General features: G+C 64.1%; 22 protein-coding genes. 11 read left to right on the plus strand and 11 right to left on the minus strand.

The features are described 5' to 3' along the window. Positions 1 to 201: 201 nt before the first annotated feature. Positions 202 to 1,392, minus strand: coding sequence for a M24 family metallopeptidase (locus NKJ78_RS28930; protein WP_286440122.1), 1,191 nt, complete (start codon positions 1,390 to 1,392; stop codon positions 202 to 204). A 362-nt stretch (positions 1,393 to 1,754) separates the two neighbouring features. Between NKJ78_RS28930 and NKJ78_RS28935 the strand changes: the two genes are divergently transcribed. From NKJ78_RS28935 to NKJ78_RS28960, 6 genes are all read left to right on the plus strand, one after another. Continuing rightward, positions 1,755 to 3,359: an ABC transporter substrate-binding protein gene (locus tag NKJ78_RS28935; protein ID WP_502901635.1), complete on the plus strand. Its 1,605-nt coding sequence runs from the start codon at positions 1,755 to 1,757 to the stop codon at positions 3,357 to 3,359. Between the two features lie 270 nt (positions 3,360 to 3,629). Beyond that, positions 3,630 to 4,616 carry an ABC transporter permease gene (locus NKJ78_RS28940; RefSeq protein WP_352459788.1) on the plus strand — a complete coding sequence of 329 codons (987 nt, stop codon included), beginning with the start codon at positions 3,630 to 3,632 and terminating at the stop codon, positions 4,614 to 4,616. After that, positions 4,613 to 5,443, plus strand: a complete 831-nt coding sequence (locus NKJ78_RS28945; RefSeq protein WP_023735154.1) for an ABC transporter permease — start codon at positions 4,613 to 4,615, stop codon at positions 5,441 to 5,443. Before NKJ78_RS28940 ends, NKJ78_RS28945 begins: the two co-directional genes overlap by 4 nt. Continuing rightward, positions 5,440 to 6,441 (plus strand): ABC transporter ATP-binding protein, encoded by a 1,002-nt coding sequence (locus NKJ78_RS28950; RefSeq protein ID WP_023804580.1) that lies wholly within the window; start codon positions 5,440 to 5,442, stop codon positions 6,439 to 6,441. Before NKJ78_RS28945 ends, NKJ78_RS28950 begins: the two co-directional genes overlap by 4 nt. Next, on the plus strand, positions 6,438 to 7,223 hold the full coding sequence (locus NKJ78_RS28955; RefSeq protein WP_023704256.1) for an ATP-binding cassette domain-containing protein: 786 nt from the start codon (positions 6,438 to 6,440) through the stop codon (positions 7,221 to 7,223). Before NKJ78_RS28950 ends, NKJ78_RS28955 begins: the two co-directional genes overlap by 4 nt. Continuing rightward, the gene (locus NKJ78_RS28960; protein WP_023704257.1) at positions 7,220 to 7,729 is read left to right on the plus strand and encodes an L-2-amino-thiazoline-4-carboxylic acid hydrolase; all 510 of its coding nucleotides are present in this window, start codon (positions 7,220 to 7,222) and stop codon (positions 7,727 to 7,729) included. The genes NKJ78_RS28955 and NKJ78_RS28960 overlap by 4 nt, the downstream gene beginning before the upstream one ends. 10 nt (positions 7,730 to 7,739) lie before the next feature. Here NKJ78_RS28960 and NKJ78_RS28965 read toward each other — a convergent pair whose 3' ends face one another. The 5 genes from NKJ78_RS28965 to NKJ78_RS28985 are packed head-to-tail and all read right to left on the minus strand — an operon-like array spanning position 7,740 to position 12,777. Beyond that, the gene (locus NKJ78_RS28965) at positions 7,740 to 8,522 is read right to left on the minus strand and encodes a DeoR/GlpR family DNA-binding transcription regulator (RefSeq protein WP_023686645.1); all 783 of its coding nucleotides are present in this window, start codon (positions 8,520 to 8,522) and stop codon (positions 7,740 to 7,742) included. A 2-nt stretch (positions 8,523 to 8,524) separates the two neighbouring features. Further along, entirely contained in the window at positions 8,525 to 9,328 is an 804-nt protein-coding gene (locus tag NKJ78_RS28970) for an HAD-IIB family hydrolase (RefSeq protein WP_023692036.1), read from the minus strand. 7 nt (positions 9,329 to 9,335) lie between these two features. Continuing rightward, positions 9,336 to 10,628, minus strand: coding sequence for an iron-containing alcohol dehydrogenase (locus tag NKJ78_RS28975; RefSeq protein WP_352459787.1), 1,293 nt, complete (start codon positions 10,626 to 10,628; stop codon positions 9,336 to 9,338). Between the two features lie 14 nt (positions 10,629 to 10,642). Next, positions 10,643 to 12,100 carry a xylulokinase gene (locus tag NKJ78_RS28980; protein WP_352459786.1) on the minus strand — a complete coding sequence of 486 codons (1,458 nt, stop codon included), beginning with the start codon at positions 12,098 to 12,100 and terminating at the stop codon, positions 10,643 to 10,645. Next, the gene (locus NKJ78_RS28985; protein ID WP_023737496.1) at positions 12,100 to 12,777 is read right to left on the minus strand and encodes a beta/alpha barrel domain-containing protein; all 678 of its coding nucleotides are present in this window, start codon (positions 12,775 to 12,777) and stop codon (positions 12,100 to 12,102) included. The genes NKJ78_RS28980 and NKJ78_RS28985 overlap by 1 nt, the downstream gene beginning before the upstream one ends. A 237-nt stretch (positions 12,778 to 13,014) precedes the next feature. On the opposite strand from NKJ78_RS28985, the gene NKJ78_RS28990 reads away from it, so the two are divergent. From NKJ78_RS28990 to NKJ78_RS29010, 5 genes are all read left to right on the plus strand, one after another. Next, a complete protein-coding gene (locus tag NKJ78_RS28990; protein WP_023746998.1) occupies positions 13,015 to 14,328 on the plus strand; it encodes an ABC transporter substrate-binding protein in 1,314 nt (437 codons plus the stop codon). Between the two features lie 67 nt (positions 14,329 to 14,395). After that, positions 14,396 to 15,325, plus strand: coding sequence for a carbohydrate ABC transporter permease (locus NKJ78_RS28995; RefSeq protein WP_156932370.1), 930 nt, complete (start codon positions 14,396 to 14,398; stop codon positions 15,323 to 15,325). A 10-nt stretch (positions 15,326 to 15,335) separates the two neighbouring features. After that, positions 15,336 to 16,169: a carbohydrate ABC transporter permease gene (locus NKJ78_RS29000; protein WP_023737493.1), complete on the plus strand. Its 834-nt coding sequence runs from the start codon at positions 15,336 to 15,338 to the stop codon at positions 16,167 to 16,169. An 11-nt stretch (positions 16,170 to 16,180) separates the two neighbouring features. Continuing rightward, positions 16,181 to 17,236, plus strand: a complete 1,056-nt coding sequence (locus NKJ78_RS29005) for an ABC transporter ATP-binding protein (protein ID WP_352459785.1) — start codon at positions 16,181 to 16,183, stop codon at positions 17,234 to 17,236. Then, positions 17,233 to 17,397: a hypothetical protein gene (locus tag NKJ78_RS29010; RefSeq protein WP_023685717.1), complete on the plus strand. Its 165-nt coding sequence runs from the start codon at positions 17,233 to 17,235 to the stop codon at positions 17,395 to 17,397. Before NKJ78_RS29005 ends, NKJ78_RS29010 begins: the two co-directional genes overlap by 4 nt. A gap of 22 nt (positions 17,398 to 17,419) precedes the next feature. Here NKJ78_RS29010 and ggt read toward each other — a convergent pair whose 3' ends face one another. Genes ggt through NKJ78_RS29035 form a run of 5 tightly spaced genes read right to left on the minus strand, consistent with a single transcriptional unit; the run spans position 17,420 to position 23,972 of the window. After that, positions 17,420 to 19,006, minus strand: coding sequence for a gamma-glutamyltransferase (gene ggt, locus NKJ78_RS29015; protein WP_352459784.1), 1,587 nt, complete (start codon positions 19,004 to 19,006; stop codon positions 17,420 to 17,422). A gap of 40 nt (positions 19,007 to 19,046) precedes the next feature. Further along, entirely contained in the window at positions 19,047 to 20,348 is a 1,302-nt protein-coding gene (locus NKJ78_RS29020) for an NAD(P)/FAD-dependent oxidoreductase (RefSeq protein ID WP_352459783.1), read from the minus strand. Positions 20,349 to 20,350: 2 nt separating this feature from the next. Beyond that, positions 20,351 to 21,733, minus strand: a complete 1,383-nt coding sequence (locus NKJ78_RS29025) for a glutamine synthetase family protein (RefSeq protein WP_352459782.1) — start codon at positions 21,731 to 21,733, stop codon at positions 20,351 to 20,353. A gap of 6 nt (positions 21,734 to 21,739) precedes the next feature. After that, a complete protein-coding gene (locus tag NKJ78_RS29030) occupies positions 21,740 to 23,023 on the minus strand; it encodes a glycosyltransferase (protein ID WP_352459781.1) in 1,284 nt (427 codons plus the stop codon). Between the two features lie 10 nt (positions 23,024 to 23,033). Then, entirely contained in the window at positions 23,034 to 23,972 is a 939-nt protein-coding gene (locus tag NKJ78_RS29035) for a GntR family transcriptional regulator (RefSeq protein ID WP_023685712.1), read from the minus strand. Positions 23,973 to 24,108 lie beyond the last annotated feature (136 nt).

Consider the following 24,108-nt stretch of genomic DNA (forward strand, 5'->3'; position numbering starts at 1 on the left):
GCGCCAACCAATCCGCTTGGCGCTGCGGCGGACGCATAGGGGGAGAGAAGTGTCACCTATGTATCCGGTTCAAAGTGTTACCCATGTATCGGCTGGACACTTTCATCGGCGATTTCGCCAATCGCCCGAGCTGCCTTCTTCTCCCCGTTCTACGGGGAGAAGGTGCCGGCAGGCGGATGAGGGGCGGCGCCGGCCTTCGTTCTATAAAGCCCCACCTCTATTCCAGCCCCGCGCCCGATCCCCAAACATCACATATCCCGTATCCGTCACCGCCAACGTGTCCTCCAACTTGATGAACCCCCGCGTCGGGTGAAGCATGGTCGTCTCCACCGACAGCACCATGTTTGTCTCGAGCGGCTTGGCGGCATAGGTGCCTTCATAGGTCACCGGATGGTTGGTCATCAGGAACGGAGCCTCATGCGTGATCAGCCCCATGCCGTGGGCGAAGAAATCCGTGTAGGGCGCGACCTTGGAGGCCTTCAGCACGCCCTCGGCATGCGAAATCATATCGCCGCCGACGGTGCCTGCGCTCACCTTCGAGAACGCCGCCTGCTGCACTGTCTCGACCTCGGCCAACAGATCTTCCAGTTCGGCATCCGGTTCGCCCAGAATGCCCATGCGGCAGAGATCGCCAATATAGCCGTGATAATTGCCGCCGGAATCGATCGACAGCACTTCGCCCTTTTTCCAAGCCTGCAGTGACGCCGCGCGGTTGTGGCTGGCGCCCAACGTCAGCAGGCAATATTCGAAATGCGCGCCGCGATTGGTTTCCTCACGCCGCAGCTGCTCGATGATCTCCGCCTTGGTCGTGCCTTCATGCGCCCACTGGATGGTCGCCAGCATGGAATCCGTGATTAGCTCGGAGGCAATACGCAGCTTTTCCAGCTCGGCGTCCGTCTTGATGGCGCGCATGCTCTCCAGCATGCCGGTCGCGTCGATCAGCCTGGCATCCGGTAACGCCCTGCGGATCAGCGCATAGGCGTCCGACGGCAGGAAGGCCGGCTCGATGCCGATGCGGGCGCCTGCCTTGCCGATCTTGCTGATGTGCTCAACCGCAAGATTGGCAGCATCGAGCGTGCCCCAGCAGGCGGCATGCAGCGTCGGCGTCCAGAATGGGTTGTTCTGGTGCTCGGCGCCTTCCATGCGGTTGCCGATATAGGCGGCATGATCGGGCCCGCCCTTTTCATAGAGGACGATAGGCAGGTAACGGCTATGGCCGATCGCATCCATGGCGGCAAAGAAGATGAACTTGTAGCCGCCAAGCAGATACTGCGTGTTGTGCTTGGACGTCGCGAGCAGAACATCGATGCCGGCCTCTTCCATCAGCCGGTCGACCCTCGCCTGGTCGAACGGGATATTGCTGACGGCGCTCTTGCCCGGGGCAATGTTCATCTTTCTCTCCCTGATATCAGTGGGATCGCCGGCCGTACTGCGTCCAATCCCTTGGCTTCGATCAAATCTGCACCATTTCGTCCACTCTGGTCTAGCCAGAAACAGGTTAGATGGTTCGGCAGGCTGTCACCAAGTCGTCATTGCTGCACATTTAGGCAATCTGGTCCTACCAGAATATCAGAATGAAAGGGCTACCTCTAAACTGGTCCAGCGGACGAAAATTTCAAAGCCAAGCAAGGATGCGCCAATTCCGTCTCTGGCGAAACCCTTGGCAAGGGCCATAATCGCCGTGAGGATGCTGGCGGGTGCCGCCAGCTCCGAGGGGTGCGCCCATCTGGTCGCGGAGAGGACGGAGTTTGATCATGTCGGATATTTCCAGACGCACGCTGCTAGGCGGCTCAGCTTTGCTGCTGGCCTCCACCGCCATGCCCACATTCAGCTGGGCGCAGACGCCGAAGAAGGGCGGGCGGCTGGTGCTCGCCGCCGATTCCGAACCGCGCAATCTCAATCCTGCGATCGTCGCCTCCAACGGCGTCTTCTTCATCTCCAGCAAGATCGTCGAAACGCTGGCCGAGGCCTCCTTCGACGGCAAGGACGGGCTCCAGCCGCGGCTGGCACTCAGCTGGGAGGGCGCGGCCGACGGCCTGTCGGTGACGTTCAAACTACGCGAGGGCGTCAAATGGCATGACGGCAAGCCGTTCACCTCGGCCGACGTCGCCTTCTCGGCGCTGCAGATCTGGAAACCGCTGCAAAATCTCGGCCGCACCGTGTTCAAGGATCTGGCCAGCGTCGACACCCCTGACGATCTGACCGCCGTGTTCAAATTCGCCAAGCCGACGCCGTTCCAGCTGATCCGCAACGCCTTGCCGGCGCTGTCAAGCGTGGTTCCGAAGCACATCTACGAGGTCGGCAAGATCGAGGAAAACCCGGCCAACAATGCACCCATCGGCACCGGGCCGTTCAAGTTCGGCGAATACAAGGCCGGCCAGTATTACAAGCTGACCAGGAATGCGGATTACTGGGCCAAGGACGAGCCGTATCTCGACGAGATCATCTACCAGGTGCTACCCGACCGCACGTCGGCTGCAGCGGCGCTCGAGGCGGAAGAGATCCAGCTCGCCGCCTTCTCCGCCGTGCCGCTGGCCGACCTCGACCGCATCTCCAAGGTGCCGGGCCTGAAGGTGATCTCCAAGGGCTATGAGGGGCTGACCTATCAGCTCGTCGTCGAGATCAACCATCGCCGCAAGGAACTGGCCGACGTGAAGGTCCGCCAGGCGATCGCGCATGCCATCGACAAGGACTTCGTCGTCAAGACGGTGTTCCTCGGCTATGCCGCCACCGCCACCGGCCCGGTGCCGAAGAACGATCCGCAATTCTACACTGCCGACGTGCCGATCTATCCATTCGACGTCGCCAAGGCCAACACCTTGCTCGACGACGCGGGGTACAAGCGCGCCGATGACGGCAAGCGTTTTGCGCTGAAACTCCTGCCGGCACCCTATTTCAACGAGACCAAGCAGTTCGGCGACTATCTGCGCCAGGCGCTGGCGGCAATCGGCATCGACGCCGTGATCATCAACAACGACTCGGCCGCGCACATCAAGGCCGTCTACACCGACCACGCCTTCGACCTCGCCGTCGGCCCGCCGGTGTTCCGCGGCGACCCGGCGATCTCGACCACCATCCTGGTCCAGAGCGGCATTCCCGACGGCGTGCCGTTCTCCAACCAGGGCGGCTACAAGAACGCCGCGCTCGACGCGCTGATCGCCAAGGCTTCGGAGACGCTGGATACGTCAGCGCGCACCGACCTCTACAAGGAATTCCAGAAACAGGTCGCGGCGGACCTGCCGCTGATCAACGTCGCCGAATGGAGCTTCATCAGCGTCGCGCGCGATACCGTGGGCAACATCGCCAACAACCCGCGATGGGCGGTGTCGAACTGGGCGGACACCTATCTGGAATCGTGACACATTTGCGCGGATGAAAGTTCGCAAAGAAATTGGTGTGAAGGCATGGCGTAGGGCCTCGTTTCGTCACACCCCCCTCTGTCCTGCCGGACATCTCCCCCGCAAGGGGGGAGATCAGCAGCTTCGCTGTCGCGTACATTCGGCATCGAAGATTGGCGAAGGCAGAGGCGACATCCAATCTCCCCCCTTGCGGGGGAGATGTCCGGCAGGACAGAGGGGGGTGCCTAGACACCGCACCTCTCCCGACTGGCGCGCCGCCATGCGTCCCCCATGACCCGCGCCCTCACCCTCACCCGCCGTCGCCTCGCCGGCAGCATCTTCGTGCTGCTGATCGTCATCATCGGCACATTCCTCCTCCTGGAAGCCGCCCCCGGTGACGCGGTCGACGCCTACATCGTCTCGACCGGCGGCGACGCCGGCATGATCGAATTGCTGCGTCATCGCTGGGGCCTCGACCAGTCCGAGCTGACACGGCTCGCGAACTATCTCTGGGCGCTACTGCATTTCGACCTCGGCCAGTCCGTTACCTTCTCGCGGCCAACTCGCGATGTCATCCTGGAACGCCTGCCGACGACACTGCTCCTGATGGTGACCGCCACCGCGCTCTCCTTCGGTTTGGGCTCGGCGCTCGGCATCTACGCCGGCGCCAGACCCGGCAGCTTTCGCGACCGCTTCCTGTCGATCGGCTCGCTGGCGCTTTATGCCGTGCCGGGTTTCTGGCTTGGCCTGGTGCTGATCGTCGTCTTTGCCGTTGACCTGCGCTGGCTGCCGATCGGCGGCATCGAGAGCCTGGCCTCGGACAAGACCGGTTTTGACCGCGCCACCGACATCGCCGTCCACCTCGTCCTGCCGGTTTCCGCGCTCGGCTTCATCTATCTCGCGCTCTATCTGCGCATGATGCGCGCCGGCATGGCCGAGGCGTGGCGACAGGATTTTGTACTCGCCGCCCGCGCCAGGGGGCTGTCACGCCGCCGCATCGTGCTCGCCCATGTCGCCCGCAACGCGCTCTTGCCGCTGGTCACCATGCTCGGCCTGCAATCGGCGCAGATGCTGGGCGGCAGCGTCGTCATCGAAAGCGTCTTTGCCGTGCCCGGGCTCGGCCGGCTGGCGCAGGAAGCGGTCGCTTCGCGCGACACGCCGCTGCTGCTCGGCATCATCCTCACCAGCGCCGTCCTCGTCATTGCCATCAACCTTGCAGTCGACATCGCCTACGCCTTCCTCGACCCGCGCGTCGGCGCCGGCGAGGCCAGCGCGTGAGCGCGCTGCCGCGGTTCCTGCGCCGGCCGGAAGCGGTCGCCGGCGCGATCATCCTGGCGCTTCTGTTCGCCATGGCGCTGTTTGCGTCGCTGCTCTTCCCCGGCGACCCGCAGGCCATTGCCGGACCAGCACTGCTGCCGCCCTTCCAGGACTGGTCGCTGCCGCTCGGCACCGACCGGCTCGGCCGTGACGTGCTGGCCGAACTGTTCCACGGCGCCCGCACCTCGCTGGCGGTCGGCCTGGCGGCGGCAGCGGCGGCACTCTTCATCGGCGCGGTCGTCGGCACGCTGGCCGGCTTTGCCGGCGGCCTTGTGGACGAGGGGCTGATGCGCATCACCGATGCCTTCCAGACGGTGCCGAGTTTTCTCCTGGCGCTGGCCTTCGTCAGCGTCGTCGGGCCGTCGCTCGGCGTCGTCGTCACGGCAATAGCGCTTGGCGCCTGGACCGGACCGGCGCGTGTAGCGCGCGCCGAAGTGCTGTCGATCCGCGAGCGCGATTACGTCGCCGGCGCTCGCGTCATCGGCATGCATCCGCTTGAGATCGCTTTTCGCGAGGTGTTGCCCAACGCGTTGCCGCCGGTGCTGGCCTTGTCCTCGGTGATCGTGGCCGCCGCGATCCTCACCGAGGCAGCGCTGTCCTTCCTCGGTCTCGGCGACCCCAATCGCGTCACTTGGGGCGGCATGATCGCCGAGGGCCGCACTGTGCTGCGCACCGCGCCCTTTCTGTCGATCGTTCCGGGCATCGCCTTGGTGCTGACCGTGCTTGGCGTCTATCTCACCGGCGAAGGCGTGGTCGAAACGACGGCGGTGCGGAGGAGCCTGTCGTGACCGCACTGGCTGAGATACGCGATCTGTCAGTGCGCTATCGGCGAGATGGCAGCGAGGTGACGGCGCTGAAGGGGGTCAGCCTGGATGTTATTGCCGGCGAGCGGCTGGCGATCATTGGCGAAAGCGGTTCGGGCAAGAGCACGCTGGCGCTGGCGGTGGCTGGACTGCTGCCGGCGAGCGCCAAGATTGAAGGGCATGTCAAGTGGCAATTTCAGGCGCCGCGATCCTTCCCACCCCCCTCTGTCCTGCCGGACATCTCCCCCGCAAGGGGGGAGATCAGCAGCTTTGCCGACGGCTTCCCTTCTGCAACGTTCGTGGTTGGCGAAGGCGGAGATGAGAGAGCAATCTCCCCCCTTGCGGGGGAGATGTCCGGCAGGACAGAGGGGGGTGTGACGGAACGCCGACCTCTCAAATTAACCGAGCCCAGCACGCTCCCCCTTCCCGGTCGCGACATTGGTTTCGTCTTCCAGGACCCCTCCGCCAGCCTCGACCCCGTCATGACCGTCGGCAAACAGATCGCCGAAGTCGCCCGCACCCACCTCGGCCTCGACTGGCCACAAGCTTACGCCAAAGCCAAAACCCTGCTCCAACGTGTCCGGCTGCCCGACCCACAAACCGCCATGCGTGCTTTCCCGCACCAGCTCTCCGGCGGCCAGAAGCAGCGCGTTGCTGTTGCCGCGGCCATTGCAGCCGGTCCGAAACTGCTGATCGCCGATGAGGCGACCAGCGCGCTGGACACCATTGTGCAAGCCGAAATCGTCAGCCTCATTCGGCAACTGGTGGCGGAGGACGGCATGACGCTGCTGTTCATCAGCCACGACATCGCGCTGGCCGCCGAACTCGCAGAGCGTATCGCTGTATTCCGGAACGCCGAACTGATCGAACTCGGCCCGACGGAGCAAATCATAAACGCCCCGCGCCATGCCTATACGCGAACGCTGCTCAACGCCCATCTCGGCCTCGACGCCGATCCGCTGCTACGACGGGCGCCGGCATGAACTTGCTCACCGTCTCCGGTCTTACCAAGCGATACCGTCGTGGCGGCAAGGCCATCGCGGCCGTCGACGGTGTCTCCTTCGCCATCGAACCCGGCGAGACGCTGGCGCTGGCCGGGCCCTCCGGCAGCGGCAAGTCGACGATCGCGCGGCTGGTGCTTAGGTTGATCGAGCCCGACGCCGGCACCGTCCAATTCGAAGGCGATGACTTTCTGCTCTTGAAGGGTGCGGCCCTGCGCACCAAGCGCGCGCGCCTGCAAATGGTGTTCCAGGATCCGCTCGCCGCGTTCAACCCGCGCGCCACGGTGGCTCGCGTGCTTGACGATCCCTTGCGCATCCATGCCATCGCTTCCCGCGCCGAGAGGCCGGCCCGCATTGCTGCCTTGCTGGATCGCGTCGGGCTGGCAGCCGATCTCGCCCCGCGCGCCATTCACGAAATCTCCGGCGGCCAGCGCCAGCGCGTCGCCATCGCCCGAGCCATCGCGACCAAACCGTCGCTGATCGTGCTCGACGAGGCGGTGTCGGCGCTCGACGTTTCGGTCCGCGGACAGATCCTTGAGTTGCTGCTCGACCTGCAAGCCAGGGAACGGATCGCCTATCTCTTCATTTCGCATGATCTCGGCGTCGTACGGGCCATCGCCCACCGCGTCGTTCTTCTCAACGCCGGGCGGATCGCCGAGAGCGGCGACCCCCGCAACGTAGTCGACGCGCCGCAATCGGCAATCGGCAAGGCGCTGGTTGCGGCGGCGCCAAGATTGGACAGAAGCAGCAGGCAAGTACCATGACCGAACCAGAAGCCAGAGCCGAAAAACTCTCGCGCGAACTCGATTCCGCCTTCCGCAACCGCGCCGATCTCTACCGTCTGTTTCTCGACGAGCTGACCGGCGAACTCGGCGCGGAAAAGGCCGAGGCGATCATGATCCGCACCATCGAGCAGCGCGGCAAGGAGGTGGCGGCGGCCGCCTTCGCCCGTTTCGGACCTAACGACGCGCCGGCCATCGGCGAGGCATTTTTGGCCGTCAGCCCGGATGGCGGCCTGATGTATCCGACCGATGTCGAGCGCGGGCCGGACCACATCGCCTTCAAGGTGAAGCGTTGTCCGCTGAAGGACGCCTGGGTCGAGGCCGGTGTCGGTGATGAAAAACTCGCCACGCTCTGCCGCATCGCCGGCGCTTTCGACCGTGGTCTGTTCGAGGCAACGGGCGTGCGCTTCGACAATGTCACCTGGACGCCGGGCCACGGCCCCGGCTGCTGCCACATCGCGCTGACCAACAGGGATGCCGCCGGATAGCCAATGCTGATCAGTCGGCGGCAAACACATGCAGCTCCGTGCCCGCCTGTTCGGCAGCAGTGCGCAGGTCGGCCTTCGGTTCGCTGTCGGTGACGATATCGGCAATGTCATCGAGCCCGCAGATGCGTTCCAGACTGCTGCGGCCAAACTTGTCGTGGGTCACCACCAGCACCGTCGACAGTGAACGCGATATCATTGCGCGTTTAACGGCTGCGGCGCCCGAGATCATGTCGCTCGGACCATCGGCGCTTATCCCCGATGCCCCGATAATGGCGACGTCGGCATTGTAGCGGCGCAGGAACTCGACGGTGTCTTCGCCAAGCACGCTGCCTTCGCGGCTGTCATAGGTCCCGGGGCAAAGCAGCACGCGGAAGGTCGGATTGGCGCCGGCCACCGAGGCCACGCCGGTGGAATTGGTGATGATGGTCAGGTCGCGCTTCAGCTGCGAAAGGTTGCGCGCCACCTCATAAGTGGTCGAACCGCCATCGATCATCACGATCTGGCCCTTCTGGACCAGGCCCGCTGCGCCGCGGCCGATGCGGGCGCGCTCCTCGACCAGGGTCAGGCCGCGCTCCGAAATCACCGGCTCTGATGTCACCAGCGAGATCGTCGCACCGCCATAGGTGCGGTTGATCAGCCCGGCATCGCCGAGTTCGATGAGATCGCGGCGGATGGTCTCGCCGGCGACGCCGATGCGCCGTGCAAGTTTGGAGATGCGGATGGACGCCGACCGGCGCACTTCCGAAAGGATAAGCGCGTGCCGCTCCTTCTTCGTCAGTCGGCCCTGATCCATGATTATTCCATTCCCTTTGCAGCAATCAGTGCGTCGGCAAGCTCGGCAAACCCTTGCGCGCCGCGCCCGCTTGTGACGAAGGCAGGAGATGCCGGAAGTTCGCCGGCGAAGTCCAGCACATTAGCGACACCGACGCTGTTGGGGAAGAAGCCGAACATTGGCGCATCGTTTGGACTATCGCCGACGAAGACAATGCTGTCCTTGTCGTGGTCTATGTCTATACCAAAACAGTCGCGCAAGAATAGCCGGCTTGTTGACAGTTTGTCGTATTTGCCGAACCAGCCATTGACATGGATGGACGAGATTTTCGCCGCCGCTCCATAGCGCTGAAAGATAGCGACGATCTTCAGCACTTCAGATTTGGGCAGCGGCGCGACATCCTCGCGAAAATCGATCGCCAAATCGGCTTCGCGATAGGCCTGGTCAGCGGCGACCGCCGCACCCGGAATTTCCGCGAGCACGGCGCGTTCGATCTCGCGCAGGCGCGCCGCGTCAGCCTGCCTTTCCCCGGCACTCCTGGCATAGTGACGAACGATGCGCTTGGCAGTGCCGTCATAGCGGAAATAGAAAGCGCCGTTCTCGCCGATCACGCCATCGACCGGCCATTGCCGCGCGATCAGGTCGCACCAGCCGGCAGGGCGGCCGGTCACCGGCGCGACAAGGAAGCCGGCCTGCTTCAGCCGCTCGAGCGCCGCATAGGCTTTTGCCGGCAGCCGTCCCTTGTCGGTCAAGGTGTCGTCGATATCGGTCAGAACGACGGCGATGTTGCGCCGGTCTAGCGCGGTGAAGTCGGCAAGCGGACGCAGCACCCGCTCAGGCTCCCGCCGCAACCGTTTCGAGCGAGGCAGCCGCGACGTCGAGCATGGTGAACCTGTCGCGGATCAGCCGCGCATTGGCGACCGCCTCGTCGTAGAAGCCAGCCGGTATGGCAACCTCCTGCGGCGTGGTCGGCGCGCCGGCGGCGCGCAGTGCTGCCGCGATCTCGCGCGCCGGGCGTGCCACCCGCACCAGCCTTTCACGATGCGAGCGCCATTGCCTGGCCAGCATGGTGTTGATGGCGTTTGCCCGTTCGCGGTCCAGCAGCTTGGGCTTGAATGCCGCCCAGCAGGAACGTCCGAGCGTTTCGCCGAAGATCTCGATGAAGCGTTCTGGCGTATCCGCGGACGGCGCGAGCTGCAGCTCCGGCAGTGCCAGCACGCGCTCCTGCAGCCGCGCCATCGTCAACGTCGTCACCGCTACGTGTTCGCCGTGATGCGCCTCAGGCAATCCCTGGCCCCGCATGTCGATATAGTGGGCGATCAGATGTTCGCCCTGGCTGGCCGGATAAGAGCCGCCGCACAGTGTCATGCCGAGACCGGACATGACCAGCGTGCGCACCAGCACTTCCATCGCCTCAAGGTCGCCGGTCCCGAGTTCGCCGGCCTTGGCGATGAGCGCCTTCTCGTCCTCGGCCAGAAGCATGAACGGCGCCTGCCTGTAGGGCGTGCCGAGCAACAGATGCGCCATCAGCCAATCGGTCTGCGCGGTCGGCCGCGCCATCGAATCGCCGAAGCCGGCAGCGATCAGCCGGTGCGGCGCCCGCGCCATGACATCGAGATCGAGGAAGACGCCGACCGGCAGGCTGGCCGTCAGCGATTTCTTCAGGCCGTCCTCGGTGATTGCCGCCGACACCGAGGTGTAGCCGTTCATCGATGGCGCGGTGCCGAACACCGCATAAGGTTTTTGGGTGAGATGGGCAGCATATTTGGTGATGTCGTTGATCGAGCCAGATCCGACCGCGACCAGGCCGCTGGCGTCTTTCGTGCGTGCGATCACCGATCGCACCGCGTCCATGTCCGGATGCGGATGGCGCGGCAGGATGATCTTGTCGACATCGCTGCTGCCACGCAGTCCGATCGACACCCTCTCACCCAGCGCCAGCCTTGTGTCGGGATCCATGACCACGGCGAGCTTGCGGCCGAGCGGCAGCGGCTTGACCAGCGCATCGGCCTCGTCGCCGAGACCGCGCCCTATGACGATGGTCTTCAGCGGCACCGACAGCATTCCCTGGCTATCCGGGTCAGGCAGCGTGCCGGCAATAAGGCGATCGAGCATTTGTCTGGACATAGGATGCAGTCCGGTCAGTCAGCATGAAGCGGGGTCAGGGCATCGAATAAGGTGCGATACCGGCGGTAACTTCTGTCGTAGGCGGCCTTGGCGGAAGGATCAGGGTCGATCGTCTCGATGTGGCCGGCCAGCCTTTCAGCCGCCTGCTGCACTGAGGAGGTAAGGCCGATGGCCGCGGCGGCAAGGATTGCCGCACCGATCGGCGAGGCATCGGCCGCACCTGCGATCTCGACCGGCCTGCCGCTGACATCGGCACGGATTTGCGCCCATACCCGGCTGCGCGCGCCACCGCCTGAGAGCCGGATGCGATCCGTCGCGATATCGAGATCGTCCAGCCGGTCGACCACGTCGCGCATGGCAAAGGCACAGCCCTCCAGCACGGCACGGGCACAAGCGGCTTTGCCGTGGAAGGATGTCAGGCCGTAGAAAGCGGCACGCGCTTCGGCGATCCAGCGCGGCGCCATGGCACCGGACAACGCGGGCAAGAACAGCAAATCGTCGCTGCCGGCAACCACCGTCGCCGCCAGTTCCGACATCGCCGCCGGCGAATCGACGCCGAAGGTTGTTAGAAACCACGTCACCGCCCCGCCCGAGAGCCATCCGGGATTGGAGATGAAATAGCCGTCGCCGAGAAAGCCATGGGTCTCGACCAGGCCGCCGGGGTCGAGGCGAAGCGTGCCGGACACCGCGCCGACCACTTCGGCCGTGCCGAGATTGCAGGCGACGACACCGGGCACGACAACCCCGGCGCCTATGGCGGCCGAAAAATCATCGCCGGTGCCGACCGCCAGCGGCGTGCCCACAGGAAGACCGGTGAGCTCGGCGCCGGCGTGGGTCAAGGCGCCGGCGATCTCAGATGCATCGTCGATGCCGGGCAATTTATCTGCATCGATGTCGAAGGCCGCCAGCAGATCGCCGGCATAATTGTGCTCCTTCAGCCCATAGAGCATGGTCGTCGAGGCCAGCGCGTGATCGATGACGGCACGACCGCACAACGCTGCGACCACGAATGATACAGGTTGATGCCAGAGCGCCACTCGGCGCGCTTCGGGCAGGTTGCGCGCGGCCCAGCGGATTTTCGCCGCCATATGGGTGGCGTCCAGAACGAGACCGGTGCGCTCACGGATGAAGTCCGGGTCGATGCCGGCGATCTCTCCTGCCGCCCGCCGGTCCATCCAGATGATGCACGAAGCCAGCGCCTCACCATTGCGATCGACCGCGACGCAGCCGTCGAGCTGGCCGGCAATGGCAATACCCTTGATGTCGGACGGCGCAAGCCCAGCCTTGTCGAGCGCGCCGGCAATGGCCGGCTTGAGCGCCGCCAGCCACAGCGCCGGGTTCTGTTCGGCCCAGCCGGGCGCCGGGAAGGCCGGCTGGTACAACACAGCGGCCTCGCCACGCAGCCGCAATTCGTCATCGACAACGATCGCCTTTAGGCTTTGTGTGCCGAGATCGATGCCGATGACTGGCATTAGACACGCTCGCAATCCGCGAGGACATCCCGCAGTTGCGAGAGGATAGAACCTTTCGTCGGCGAATAGGAGCCATCGAAAACCGCTGTGCCAATGGTAAAAGCGTTGGCGCCGGCCAGCTTGATTGCCTTGATGCGATCGGCTGATGCCACAGCGCCGGCGACGATCAGATGCCGCGACGGACCAAGCCCGCGCCGGGCTGCGCGCACCAGTTCGGCCGGGTCGGCCTCGGTGGCGCGATAGGCGAGGATGTCGCATCCCGCACAACCCTTCTCGGCAAAGGCGCGGCAGTCGGCCTCGACATCCTCAGCCGAACCGCCGAGCTTGGTCGGATGGCCGACCGGCCGCCCGGGAAAAGGGTAGTATTCGGTGCCGCTCCCCTCCAGCAACGCCATGATCTCGTCGACCTGGGTACCACCGAGCAGGCGCTGGATGCCGAGATCCCTGGCGATGCGCGCGGAATTAAGGCAGGCCTCAGCCGTCGTCGAGACAACTTCCATGTAAGTGGTGGCGCCTGTCCGGCCAATGGCGACAGCGAGCTTGCGCAGCACATCCGGCGCGACGCCAATATCCTTGAAGCCGACATGCTTCAGGCCGACCGGCTCAATCAAACCGACCAGGTCGAGACAGTCCTCGACCGTGCGATCGTTGCGCGTCAGCATGAAGATGAAGTCCATCCGAAAGGTCCCTCGCCTGGTCGGGAAAGCCGGTTTGCTGCCGTTCTGTTAACACCTCCCAACCATTTGTTGCAAGGTGCCACATTTTGATTTGCAGTACCACACATTTTATGACAAAACGGGCGCCGGCCCGCCAGGCACGACTTCTAGGGAGAGGGAAGAATGCTCAAGCCGCTGAGACGTACCGCGTCCAGACTGCTCGTCGCAGTCGTATTTGTGTGGCCCCTGACGTGGCAAGTGACACAAGCGGCCGCGTGGGATCTGAAAGAGGCGTCGAAACGCTATAGCGGCCAGACCATCCGCATGGTCGGCGAGGCGCTGCCGCCGCTCGAAGCGCTGAAGAAGATGGCGCCGGAGTTTGAAAAACAGACCGGCATCCATGTCGAAGTCGAGATGTACGAGCACTCGGAAGCCGTCAACAAGGTGCAGCTCGATCTCAACTCGCACCGCGGCCGCTACGACGTCATCATCCAGCCGCATCGCGAACTCGGCAAGTTCGCCACCAACAACCATCTGGTCGAAATCGCCAAGATGATGGCCGACCCGGCTTTGCGCGATCCGAGCTTCGAGCCGGAGAAGCAGCTCTACCAGACCGCCTGGCACGAAATCTCCTGGTATGACGGCAAGGAGTACGGCTTCCCCTTCACAGTGCTCAACATGTTCATGTGGTATCGCTCGGACCTGCTCGCCGATCCCAAGGAGCAGGCAGGCTTCAAGGCCAAGTATGGCTACGACCTCGCTCCCGCCAAGGACTGGAAGCAATACCGCGATATCGCCGAATGGTTCTATCGCCCCGACCAGGGTTTTTACGGCACCGCCCTGCAGGGCAAGCGCCATGAGGCACTGTGGTATGAGTGGCTCAATTTCCTTTATTCCTTCGGCGGCGACGTGCTCGACGTGAAGAGCGGCTCGGCCTGCGGCCCGGTCATCGTCAACAGCCCCAAGGCCGTCGCCTCGCTCGAATATTACAAGAGCCTGCTGCAATTCTCGCCGCCGGACAGCCTCAACTATTTCTGGGATGATGTCATGGCGCTGATGCAGCAAGCCAAGGTCGCCGAGCTGATCATGTGGAACGACGCAACCTATGCCGTGTCGGTCGACACCACGGCCTCCACCGTGGTCGGCAAGGTTGGCTTCGATCTCGTGCCGCAAGGCGACGGCGGGAAGATCGGCCAGGTCGAGGGCTGGACCTATCTGATCCCGGTCTATTCGAAGAACCAGCAGGCCGCCTTCCTCTTCGTCCAGTGGATGATGGGCTATGACCGCCAGCTCGAACAGCATCTCAATGGCGGCGCTTCAGGTCGGCCGGATGTCTATGCCTCCGCCGAGGTGCAGAAGCTGCCCTATGCCAAGGCTTCGATGGAGGCCAACGAGCATGCGGTGCCGAAGGCGACGCTGCCGCAATCGGCCGAGATGACCGACATACTAGTGCGCGAACTGTCATCCTACCTCGCCGGCGAAAAGGAGGCGCAGGCCGCCCTTGACACCGCCGCCACTGACATCTCGACACTGCTCGGTTCTTGCGCACCCATGACCTATCCGGCACGATAGGCCTTGAGATGTCGCGCAGAGGCTACCCGCACAAGCGGGTAGCCGTTCTTGTCCGCAGGAAACGCCCGTGACGAACCGCACTCCATCGCCGCGCGGAATGCCGCTTCTCGACCGTGGGGTGGGGCCGCTCTTGATGCTGCCGGCGACCCTGCTCGTCGTCGTCTTCCTGGTCGGCCCGTTCTACTACATGGTCTACACCGCGCTGACCGACCTCAGCTTCGCCGACGCCAGCCATGCCGGCGCCTTCGTCGGTTTCGACAATTTCCGCAAGCTGATGCGCAACGACCCATTCTTCTGGGCATCGTTCCTGTTGACGCTGAAATTCGTCGTCATCGCCGTCGGCCTTGAGTTCCTGCTCGGCTTTGCGCTGGCCTTCCTGATCTTCCGCTTCGTCGCCAGCCAGCGGCTTCTCACCACACTGCTGCTCATCCCGATGATGATCGCGCCGGTCGCCGTCGGGCTGATCTGGCGGCTGCTGTTGCAGGGCGATTTCGGCATGCTCACCTTCTACATGCGCAAGGTCGGTCTGCTGGCGCAGAATTCGGCGGTGCTTTCGGCACCCGACCTGGTGTTTCCGACCATCGTCGCCATCGATGTCTGGCAGTGGACGCCTTTCGTCACCCTGATCATGCTCGCCGGCATGATGAGCCTGCCGCGCGCGCCGTTCGAGGCGGCAATGATGGATGGCGCCAAACCGTTCCAGATTTTCCGAGACGTCATGCTGCCGCTGCTGCGGCCGGTCATCGCGCTCGTGCTGCTGCTGCGCGGCATCGACGCCTTCAAGGAGTTCGACAAGGTTTTCCTGATGACCGGCGGCGGTCCGGGAACGCTGACCGAGCTGGTCTCGATCTACGCCTACCGCGTCAATTTCCGTAACTGGGACCTCGGCTACGGCGCCGCGGTCGCCTTCATGATCTACCTCGTCGTGCTGATCCTGTGCTCGGTCTTCTACAAGGCCGTCTACTGGTCGAGCCGCAAGCAGGCGGCGGCGTTTTGAGGGCGCGGCGATGATCGATCAATCCACCAACCGCGCCTGGAAAAGCTTTGCCTGGGCGGTGTTGCTCGTCGCCGTCGTGGTGTCGCTGACGCCTTATGTCTGGATGGTGCTGGCGTCGTTCAAGAACCGCGTCGATCTTCTGTCTTCTGTGCCGAAATGGATTTTTTCGCCGACGCTTGCCAACTATCCCGCCGTCTTCATCGACAAGGGATACTGGCCGCTGGCGATCAATTCGGTGCTGATCTCGGTGTCGTCGACCATACTCTGCATCGTCATCGGCGCGCCAGCGGCCTATGGCTTTGCCCGCTCGGATTTTCCCGGCAAGGAAGACCTGTTCTTCTTCTTCCTGACCACGCGCATGGCGCCGCCGATCTCAATCGCCGTCCCGCTGTTCCTGTTCTTCACCTCGCTGGGCCTGATCGACACCATCTACGCCGTTGTGATCGCCCACACCTCCTTCAACCTGTCGCTCGTCGTCTGGATGATGCGCGGCTTCTTCGCCGAAATCCCCAGGGAGATCGACGAGGCCGCGATGATGGACGGCCGCTCGCGGCTCGGCGCATTCTTTTTCGTCGTCGCGCCGCTGGCCGCGCCCGGCATCGGCGCAACGGCCGTGCTCTGCTTCATCCTGTCGTGGAACGAGTTCCTCTATGCCTTCATCCTCGTCGCTTTCGACGGGCGGCCGCTGACCGTCGGCATACCGGGGCTGGTGACGCCGCATGGCACGCTCTGGGGACAGGTCGCGGCAGTCGCGATCGTGGCAACGCTGCCGATCGTGCTTTTCACGTTCCTTGTCCAGAAACAGCTCGTCCGCGGCCTCACCTTCGGCGCGGTCAAGGGTTGAAGGGATCTTGTATGGCAATTGTTTTCGACGGCGTCACCAAGGCCTTCCCGGACGGGACGGTGGCGCTGCAGGCGCTCGATCTTGCTTTCGAGCCCGGCGAATTCCTGGTTCTGCTCGGCCCGTCCGGTTCCGGCAAGACGACAGCCTGCCGGCTGCTCGCCGGGCTGGAGCGGCCGACCGCCGGGCGCATCATGGTCGAGGGCCTCAATGTCACCGACCTGCCGCCGCGCCTGCGCGGCATGGGCATGGTGTTCCAGAACTATGCGCTCTACAGCCATAAGAGCGTCTACGAGAACATCGCCTATCCCTTGCGCATCCGAAAGATGCCGGCCGCCGAGCTTGACCGCTGCGTCCGCGCCATGGCCGAGCTGCTCGAAATCACCCGTTACCTCGACCGCCGCCCTTCGCAATTGTCGGGCGGCCAAGCGCAGCGCGTGGCTGTGGCCCGCGCACTCGTCTGGCAGCCGAGCCTCTGTCTGATGGACGAGCCGCTGTCCAATCTCGACGCCTTGTTGCGGCTCCACATGCGCACCGAGCTGAAGCGTCTGCATCGCGAGCTGAAAAAGACCTTCGTCTTCGTCACCCACGACCAGGAAGAGGCGATGACGCTGGCGACCAGGGTCGCGGTGTTGCGCGAAGGCGCACTGATCCAGTACGACGACCCGCGCGAGATCTATCGGCGGCCTGCCAATCGCTTCATCGCCGAATTCATCGGCCGTCCAGCGATGAACACGTTCGATGGCGATGTCCGCGCCGGCGTCTTCCACGCCAGCGGTTTCACTTGCCCGCTTCCGGGAAAGCCTGATGGTCCCATCGTGCTCGGCATTCGCCCGGAACAGATCCAGCTTGTCGACGCGACTGCCGGCGACGCCATCCTGTTTGCCGTCGACGTCGTCGAACCGGTCGAGCCGGACGTGCTGATCTTCGCCAATAGCGAGGCCAACGCGCTGATCGTCAGGACTGTGAATGACGATCGCGCTTTCGATCCCGGCCAGCCGCTTTATCTACGCTTTCCGCCGGCAGCGCTGCACACATTCGATGCTGTGTCGGGAGCGCGGCTGCCGTGAGCACGCTGCTCGCTTTGGTGCCGCTGGCCGCCGCAGCCTTGGTCTGGTGGCTGTTCTACAGCTTCAACCGGTCGCGGCGCTGGTTCTCGACAGGCGAACTCATCTTCTGGGACGCCATTGCACTGGTAATCCTGCAGCTTGTCTGGCTGATCTGGTTCTGAATGCGCATTCCAGCAACGCAGATCAGTAGCCCAGCGCACAACCGTCCTTGCGCGGATCGGAGGCACCGGTGAGCGTGCCCTTTTCCCAATCGATCAGCACCAACTGGCCGCCGCCATGCGGCTCCTCGGCGATCGAAACCTGATGGCCGCGCTGACGCAGGCCGGCGATCGCCTCAGCCGGAATCCCGCGCTCGGCCAGCACGGCATTGTCCTTGTAGAACACCCGTGGCGCATCCAGTGCCTGCTGCGGGTCCATCCCGAAATCGATCATGTTGGTCAGCAGATGGACATGGCCGAACGGCTGGTAGCCGCCGCCCATCACCCCGAACGGCATCACCACCTTACCCCCTCGCGTCGCCATGCCAGGCATGATGGTGTGCATCGGTCGCTTTCGCGGCGCGATACGATTTGGATGGCCTTCCGTGAGGCGAAAACTGCTGCCGCGATTCTGCAGCACGACGCCTGTCTTGGGACCGACGACGCCGCTGCCGAAGGAACCGAAGGTCGAGTTGATGAAGCTGACTGCATTGCGGTCGCGGTCGACCACGGAGATATAGACGGTGTCGCTGCGCGGCAGCTCAAGCCGCGGCAGATGCGTCATGGCGAGGGCCGGATCGATGGCGGCGCGCAGCCGCTCCGCATAGGCTGCCGACAGCAGTTGTTCGACGGGGACCTGGACGAAATCCTGGTCGCCGATGAAAGTATCGCGATCCTGGTAGGCAAGCCGGCCGGCTTCGATCTCGAGATGCAGCCGCTCGGCGCTGTTCGGCTCCAATGACCCGAGCGCAACGCCGGAAAGCACGTTCAGCATGATCAACGCCGTCACGCCCTGATTGTTTGGCGGCATCTGACGGATGTCGTAGCCGCGATAGGACGTGTTCACCGCCTTGACGTAGTCGCCCTTGGTTGCAGCGAAATCGTCCAGCGCATGCAGCCCGCCCAGCGCGCCGAGACGCGCCACCAGATCGCCGGCGACCTCGCCCTCATAGAAGCCGGCGCGACCTTGCTTCGAGATTATGCGCAAGGTTTCCGCGAGTTCCGGCTGCCGATGCACATCACCGGCCTGTGGTGCCCGGCCGTTCGGCAGGAAGATCCGCGCCGCATGTTCGTCGGCGGCGAGCAGGGCGACCTCGTCAGCCCAATCGAAGGCGACGCGATCATGAACGACATAGCCTTGTTCGGCATAGCGAATGGCCGGAGCCAGCGCGGCGTCGATGCCCTTCCTGCCGTGATCTTCAAGCAGCCGGCACCACGCGTCGATGGCGCCCGGAACGGTGACGGCATGCGGTCCGGTTCCAGGCAGTTCGCCATGGCCCCGCTCCAGAAACCAATCGGCATTTGCAGCAGCAGGCGATCGCCCCGAGCCGTTGAAGGCCAGCACCTCGCCCTCGCCTTTGGGGCTGTAGAGCACAAAACAGTCGCCGCCGATGCCGGTCGATTGCGGCTCGACGACGCCTTGCACCGCCGCAGCGCACACAGCGGCATCCATGGCATTGCCGCCGGCGCGCAGCATGTCGATGGCGGCCAGCGTCGCCAGCGGATGCGATGTCGCCGCCATCGCTTCTGTCGCGCGAACTGGCGAGCGTCCGGGGAACTGAAAATCACGCATGCAATCGCCTCCAATGATTTCGCGCCCGCCGGCCGCAGCCTCAATGCTTGATGCGGTCGCGCATGGCGTACCACAACATCCCCAGCACATAGAGCGGGGCCCGCAGCGCCGTACCGCCCGGGAACGGCATCGGCGTCAGCGTCGAGAACAGGTCCAGCCGCGAGGCGTCGCCCGTAATCGCTTCGGCCAAGAGCTTGCCCGACAGCGTTGACAGGATGACGCCCTTGCCGGAATAGCCATGCGCGAAATAGACCTCGCCATAGTGCCCGACATGCGGCAGCCGCGACGTGGTCACCGACACCAGGCCGCCCCAGGCATGATCGATGCGGCAGCCCTTCAGTTGCGGGAAGGTGGCCTCCATGTGCGGCCGCACGAAGCCGGCGATGTCGGCCGGCGGCGATGGCGTGTAGCGCTCGCCGCCGCCGAACAGCAGCCGACCGTCCGCCGACATGCGGTAGTAGTTGACGACGAAGCGTGTATCGGACACCGCCACATTGGCCGGGATCACATTGCGCTTGCCCTCCAGCGGCTCGGTGGCGACGATATAGTTGCCGACCGGCATGATGCGGCTGTTGACGCGCGGCTCCAGCCCATGCAGCAGCGCGTCGCCGGCCAGCACGACATGTTTGGCCCTTACCGACCCCTTCGCCGTCGAGACCCGGATCGAAGGCTCGCGCTCCAGCTTTACCGCGACGGAAGTTTCATGGATGACGACACCGGCCGCCACGGCGGCACGGGCAAGGCCGAGCGTGTAGTTCAGCGGATGCATATGGCCGCCAAGCGGCTCATACATCGCGCCATGATAGGGCGTGTCCACCTTGCCGCGTGCCCGCGCCGCAGACAGGATCTCGACGTCGCGGAACTTCATCACGCTCTCGAGGCATTTGGCCTCGTCTTCGAGATCCCTGAGGTCGGAGCCATTAACGGCACCGACGAGATGGCCGGTCAGCCGCAGATCGCAGTCGATGGCGTGGCGCTCGATGATGTCGAGCACCAGGCCCCGCGCCTCGAAGGCTAGGTCGAACAGCGCCTTCGCCCGCTCGGGGCCGTAGAGCTTGACCAGCCCCTTGGCGCCTTTGCGTAGGCCGGGGATCATCTGGCCGCCATTGCGGCCCGACGCGCCCCAGCCGATCTTGCCGCCTTCGAGCAGCACCACCTTCAGGCCGCGCTCGGCGGCATGAAGGGCGGCCGACAGGCCGGTGCAGCCGCCACCGACCACCACCAGGTCGGCGTCCACATCGCCCACCAGCGCCGGATGGTCCGGCGCCGGATTGGCGGTGGCGACATAATAGGATTTGCCGATATCGAGACCGGAATTGAAACCCGTTGAACTGGCGGCCATGATCACACCTTCAGCAGCAGGTGATCGCGTTCCCAGCTCGTCACCACGCTCTGGAACAGGTCGAGCTCGACGCTCTTGACGCGCAGATAGGTCTGGAAGAAATCCTCGCCGAGCAATGCCCGCACCGGCTCGCAAGCGGTGAAACGATCAAGCGCCTCCTCCATGGTTTTCGGCAGCGTGCTTTTGATCTTGTAGGCATTGCCTGAGGCCTCGGCCGAGCGCGCGAGTTTCTGCTCGACGCCGAGATAGCCGGCAAGCAGCGAACCGGCGATCGCCAGATAGGGATTGCAATCCGCTCCCGGCAAGCGGTTCTCTACCCGCCGGGCGGCGCGGCCACCTGCCGGCACGCGCAGGCCACAAGAGCGGTTGTCATGCGACCATTCGATGTTGGCCGGTGCGCTGTGGTTCGGCCGGATGCGGCGGAACGAGTTCACGTTGGGTGCGAACAGCGGCATGATCTCGGGCACATATCTCTGCAGGCCGCCGATGAAATGGCCGAACATTTCGGTGTCTGCATCATCTCTGTCGGCAAACAGCGCGGCGCCTGTCGTTTCATCGACGACAGACATGTGCAGATGCATCGAACTGCCGGCCTGCGCGGCGATCGGCTTGGCCATGAAGGTGGCGTGCATGCCGCTCTGCTGCGCCGCTTGGCGAGTCAGCCGCTTGAACAGCAGCACCTGATCGGCGAGTGGCACCGCGTCGCCGTGCAGCAGATTGATCTCCAGCTGCGCGGTGCCCGATTCATGGATCAGCGTGTCGAGCGGCAGGCCGGCGGCTGCGGCATAATCATAGACGCGCCTTATCACCGGCTCGAATTCTTCCAGCGCCACCATGTCGTAGGGATGCTGCGAGCCCTCGGCGCGGCCATTGGCGCCAACCGGTGCCGTCAGCGGCTGGTCGGGATTCGGATTGGGCGCGGTCAGGTAGAATTCGACTTCCGGCGCCACCACCGCGCGCCAACCGCGCTTCCGGTAGAGATCGAGCACGGCGCGCAGCACATGTCGTGGCGAGGCCATCCAGGGCTTGCCTTCCATGTGGAAGGCGTCGGCGAAGACATAGGCTTTGCCAGCGCCACCGCCCGACGCCAGGCACAGCGTCGACATATCAGGCACCATGCGCATATCCGGGTCTTGATAGGCAAAGCCTTCGTCGATCGAACCGGAGTAGCGACCATCGATGCTGACCAGGAAAGCGCTGCTCGGCAGGTAGAGTGCGCGGTCTTCCAGCGCCTTGAGGAATTTTGCTGTCGGCAGCGCCTTGCCGCGCAGCACGCCATTCATGTCGGGCACCAGGCACTCGACCTCCGTGATGCCATGCTGGGCGAGCCAGACCTTGGGATCGTTGCCGGTGAAGAGAGCGGTGTTGGTATCTTTGTCCTGCATTTTGGTTCACGTACCTATGAGAGAGAGTATGGCTTGCGCGGCCACATCCGTTCCAGGGGTCAGCGCCATCTTGGCAGCATTGTCCCTGAGGCGGGCGCGCATCGCATCGTCGGCCAGCAGGCCGAGAATGGCTCTCTCCAATCCCCCTTCCGTCCAGGCGTCGCGGCCGATATGGTCGCCGACACCCGTCTCTCCCGCGCGTTGCGCATTGTCATGTCCGTCCCAGCAATAGGGCATGATCAGCGACGGCACGCCGAAGCGCAGCGCCTCGCAAAAACTGTTGTTTCCTCCGTGATGAATAAACAGGTCCGACTTCGCCACCACCGAAGGCTGCGGAAACCAGGCGTCGAGATAGACATTGTCCGGCACCGCGCGGTAGGCGTCGCGCAGGCCGCCGGCATTGACGATGAAGCGCGCCGGCAGCCGGTCGAAGACGGCGAACATGCGTTCGATCAGCCCGACATCCATCGCGCCGAGACTGCCGAAGCTGACATAGACCAGCGGGCCGCCATTGCGCGGAAACACCGGCACCTCGAATGGCCCTTCCGAACGCACGCAGCCTTCGAGATAGACAAAGCGTTTGGGGTCGAGCGGCTCGGCCCGCTCACGCCGTACGATCGCTGGCGTCAGCAGCAGATTGAGGTCGGGTGATGTCTCGAGGAACAGGCCCTTGGGCAACGGCGCCAAGCCGGCATCCGCACGAAAACGGTTGAAGCGCTCATGCGCGGGTGCGGAGGCCGCGAGATAGCGCGCTTCGAACGCCGCACGTTGCGGGTCGTCGGCACCCATCCCCGAGAGATAGGGCGGCACCTCGGCATCCGGCAGTTCCGTCTCGGCACAGGAGACGACGCGCACCCACGGGCAGCCGGCGGCGGCGATCGCCGGGAACATGATGACGTTGTCGAGCACCACCGCGTCCGGCTTCAGCCGCGCCAGCAATTGGCGCAGCGGCGCCTCGGCGTTGACGGCGGTGTCGACGATCGCTTGCCAGGTCGGCGCGACATAGGTCTCGAGCTGGTCGATCGGGCTCAGCCGGAAATGCGGCAGGTGCCGGCGCACGAAGGCCTGCCAATAGCTCTGGCGGTCGCTGTCGCTCAGCGGCTCATCTGTCGGCAGATGGTATTCCTGGAAGCCATAGTCGGTAAAGACGCCGGAGAAGCCGGCATGGCAGATGAAGACGGGGCGAGCGCCCCGTGCGCGCAATGCCTGTGCGATACCGACGCAATTCAACGCGGCGCCGAAACTGGCTTCGGGAAACAGCGCGATGGTCGGGCTGGCTTTACGCGTCAATTATTCCTCTTCAATCCGGCCGGCTGATCATGCCGAACAGTGCGGGAGCTCCGCGGCTGGCTGCTTGCGGTCGCTGGCTGCGGGAGAGCCGCAGGTGGATGCGAAGCAGATCGGCAGCCACCTCATACTGCCGGCTTTCAAGATAGTCGAGTATGCCCGAGTGTTCGCGCAACGATTGCCGCAGCCGAAACACGTTGACGCCGGAATAGATGCCCGGCAGCCGGCGCAGGCGGAGATGATCGGCCAATGCATCCGACACAAAACGGTTGGCGCAGCCCTCGGCGATCATGCCATGAAAATCCATGTCCAGCCGCTGGAACTCGCGCGTGTCGAATGTCTCGTCCGGCAGCGCTGCAAGCGCTTCCATGCCTTGCCGCAACATTGCTGCCCGCGCCCCGTCCAGCCGAAAGCCTGGCGTCAGGATGGCCGCCGGCTCCAGCACCAGGCGGAACTCGTAGCTTTCGCCTTGCGCCTCCGGATCGTCCGGCGCGCGGCGAAACAACCAGGATTGCCCAGGCGCACGATCCAGAAGATTCTCGTCGGTCAGTTTGTTAAGTGCTTTTAGTACCGTCTTGCGATCAGCGTCGTAGCGTCGCATCAGCCCCGCGATGGTCACCGTCTGGTCCAACCGTCGCGCCGAGCGGTCGCGCAGGATGGCTTCGGCGAGCTCGTCTTCCTCCGCACTGGGTAGTTCGGCGGCAATGGCGGGCTGGGCGGCGAGGTCGACCGTCAGATGATAACCGCTGTCGGCCTCCCAGCGCACCACGCCCCGTTCCGCGAGCAGGCCGAGTGCCGCGCGTACGGGCGTGCGCGAGACATTGCACAGCGAGGCGATCTGCTGTTCGGGCAGGCGGGCGCCAGGCTCGAAGCCACGCTGCCGCGCCACATCCAGGATGCGTTGCGCCAGATCGAGATGGTTGGTGCGAGGTCGTCTGGCTACGGCTTGCATGACTTTTCTCGAATGCGAATGTGGCGCATTGGTCTGGCTGATCGCCGGAACAGGGACAATCGGCCAAATTCGTCCGTCGGTTGACAGATTATGGATTGACGTACTTTTTTCTGCAATAGTACTGTCGGCACAATCG

The sequence above is a fragment of the Mesorhizobium sp. M0037 genome, from assembly GCF_040323635.1.
Classification (GTDB): Bacteria; Pseudomonadota; Alphaproteobacteria; order Rhizobiales; family Rhizobiaceae; genus Mesorhizobium.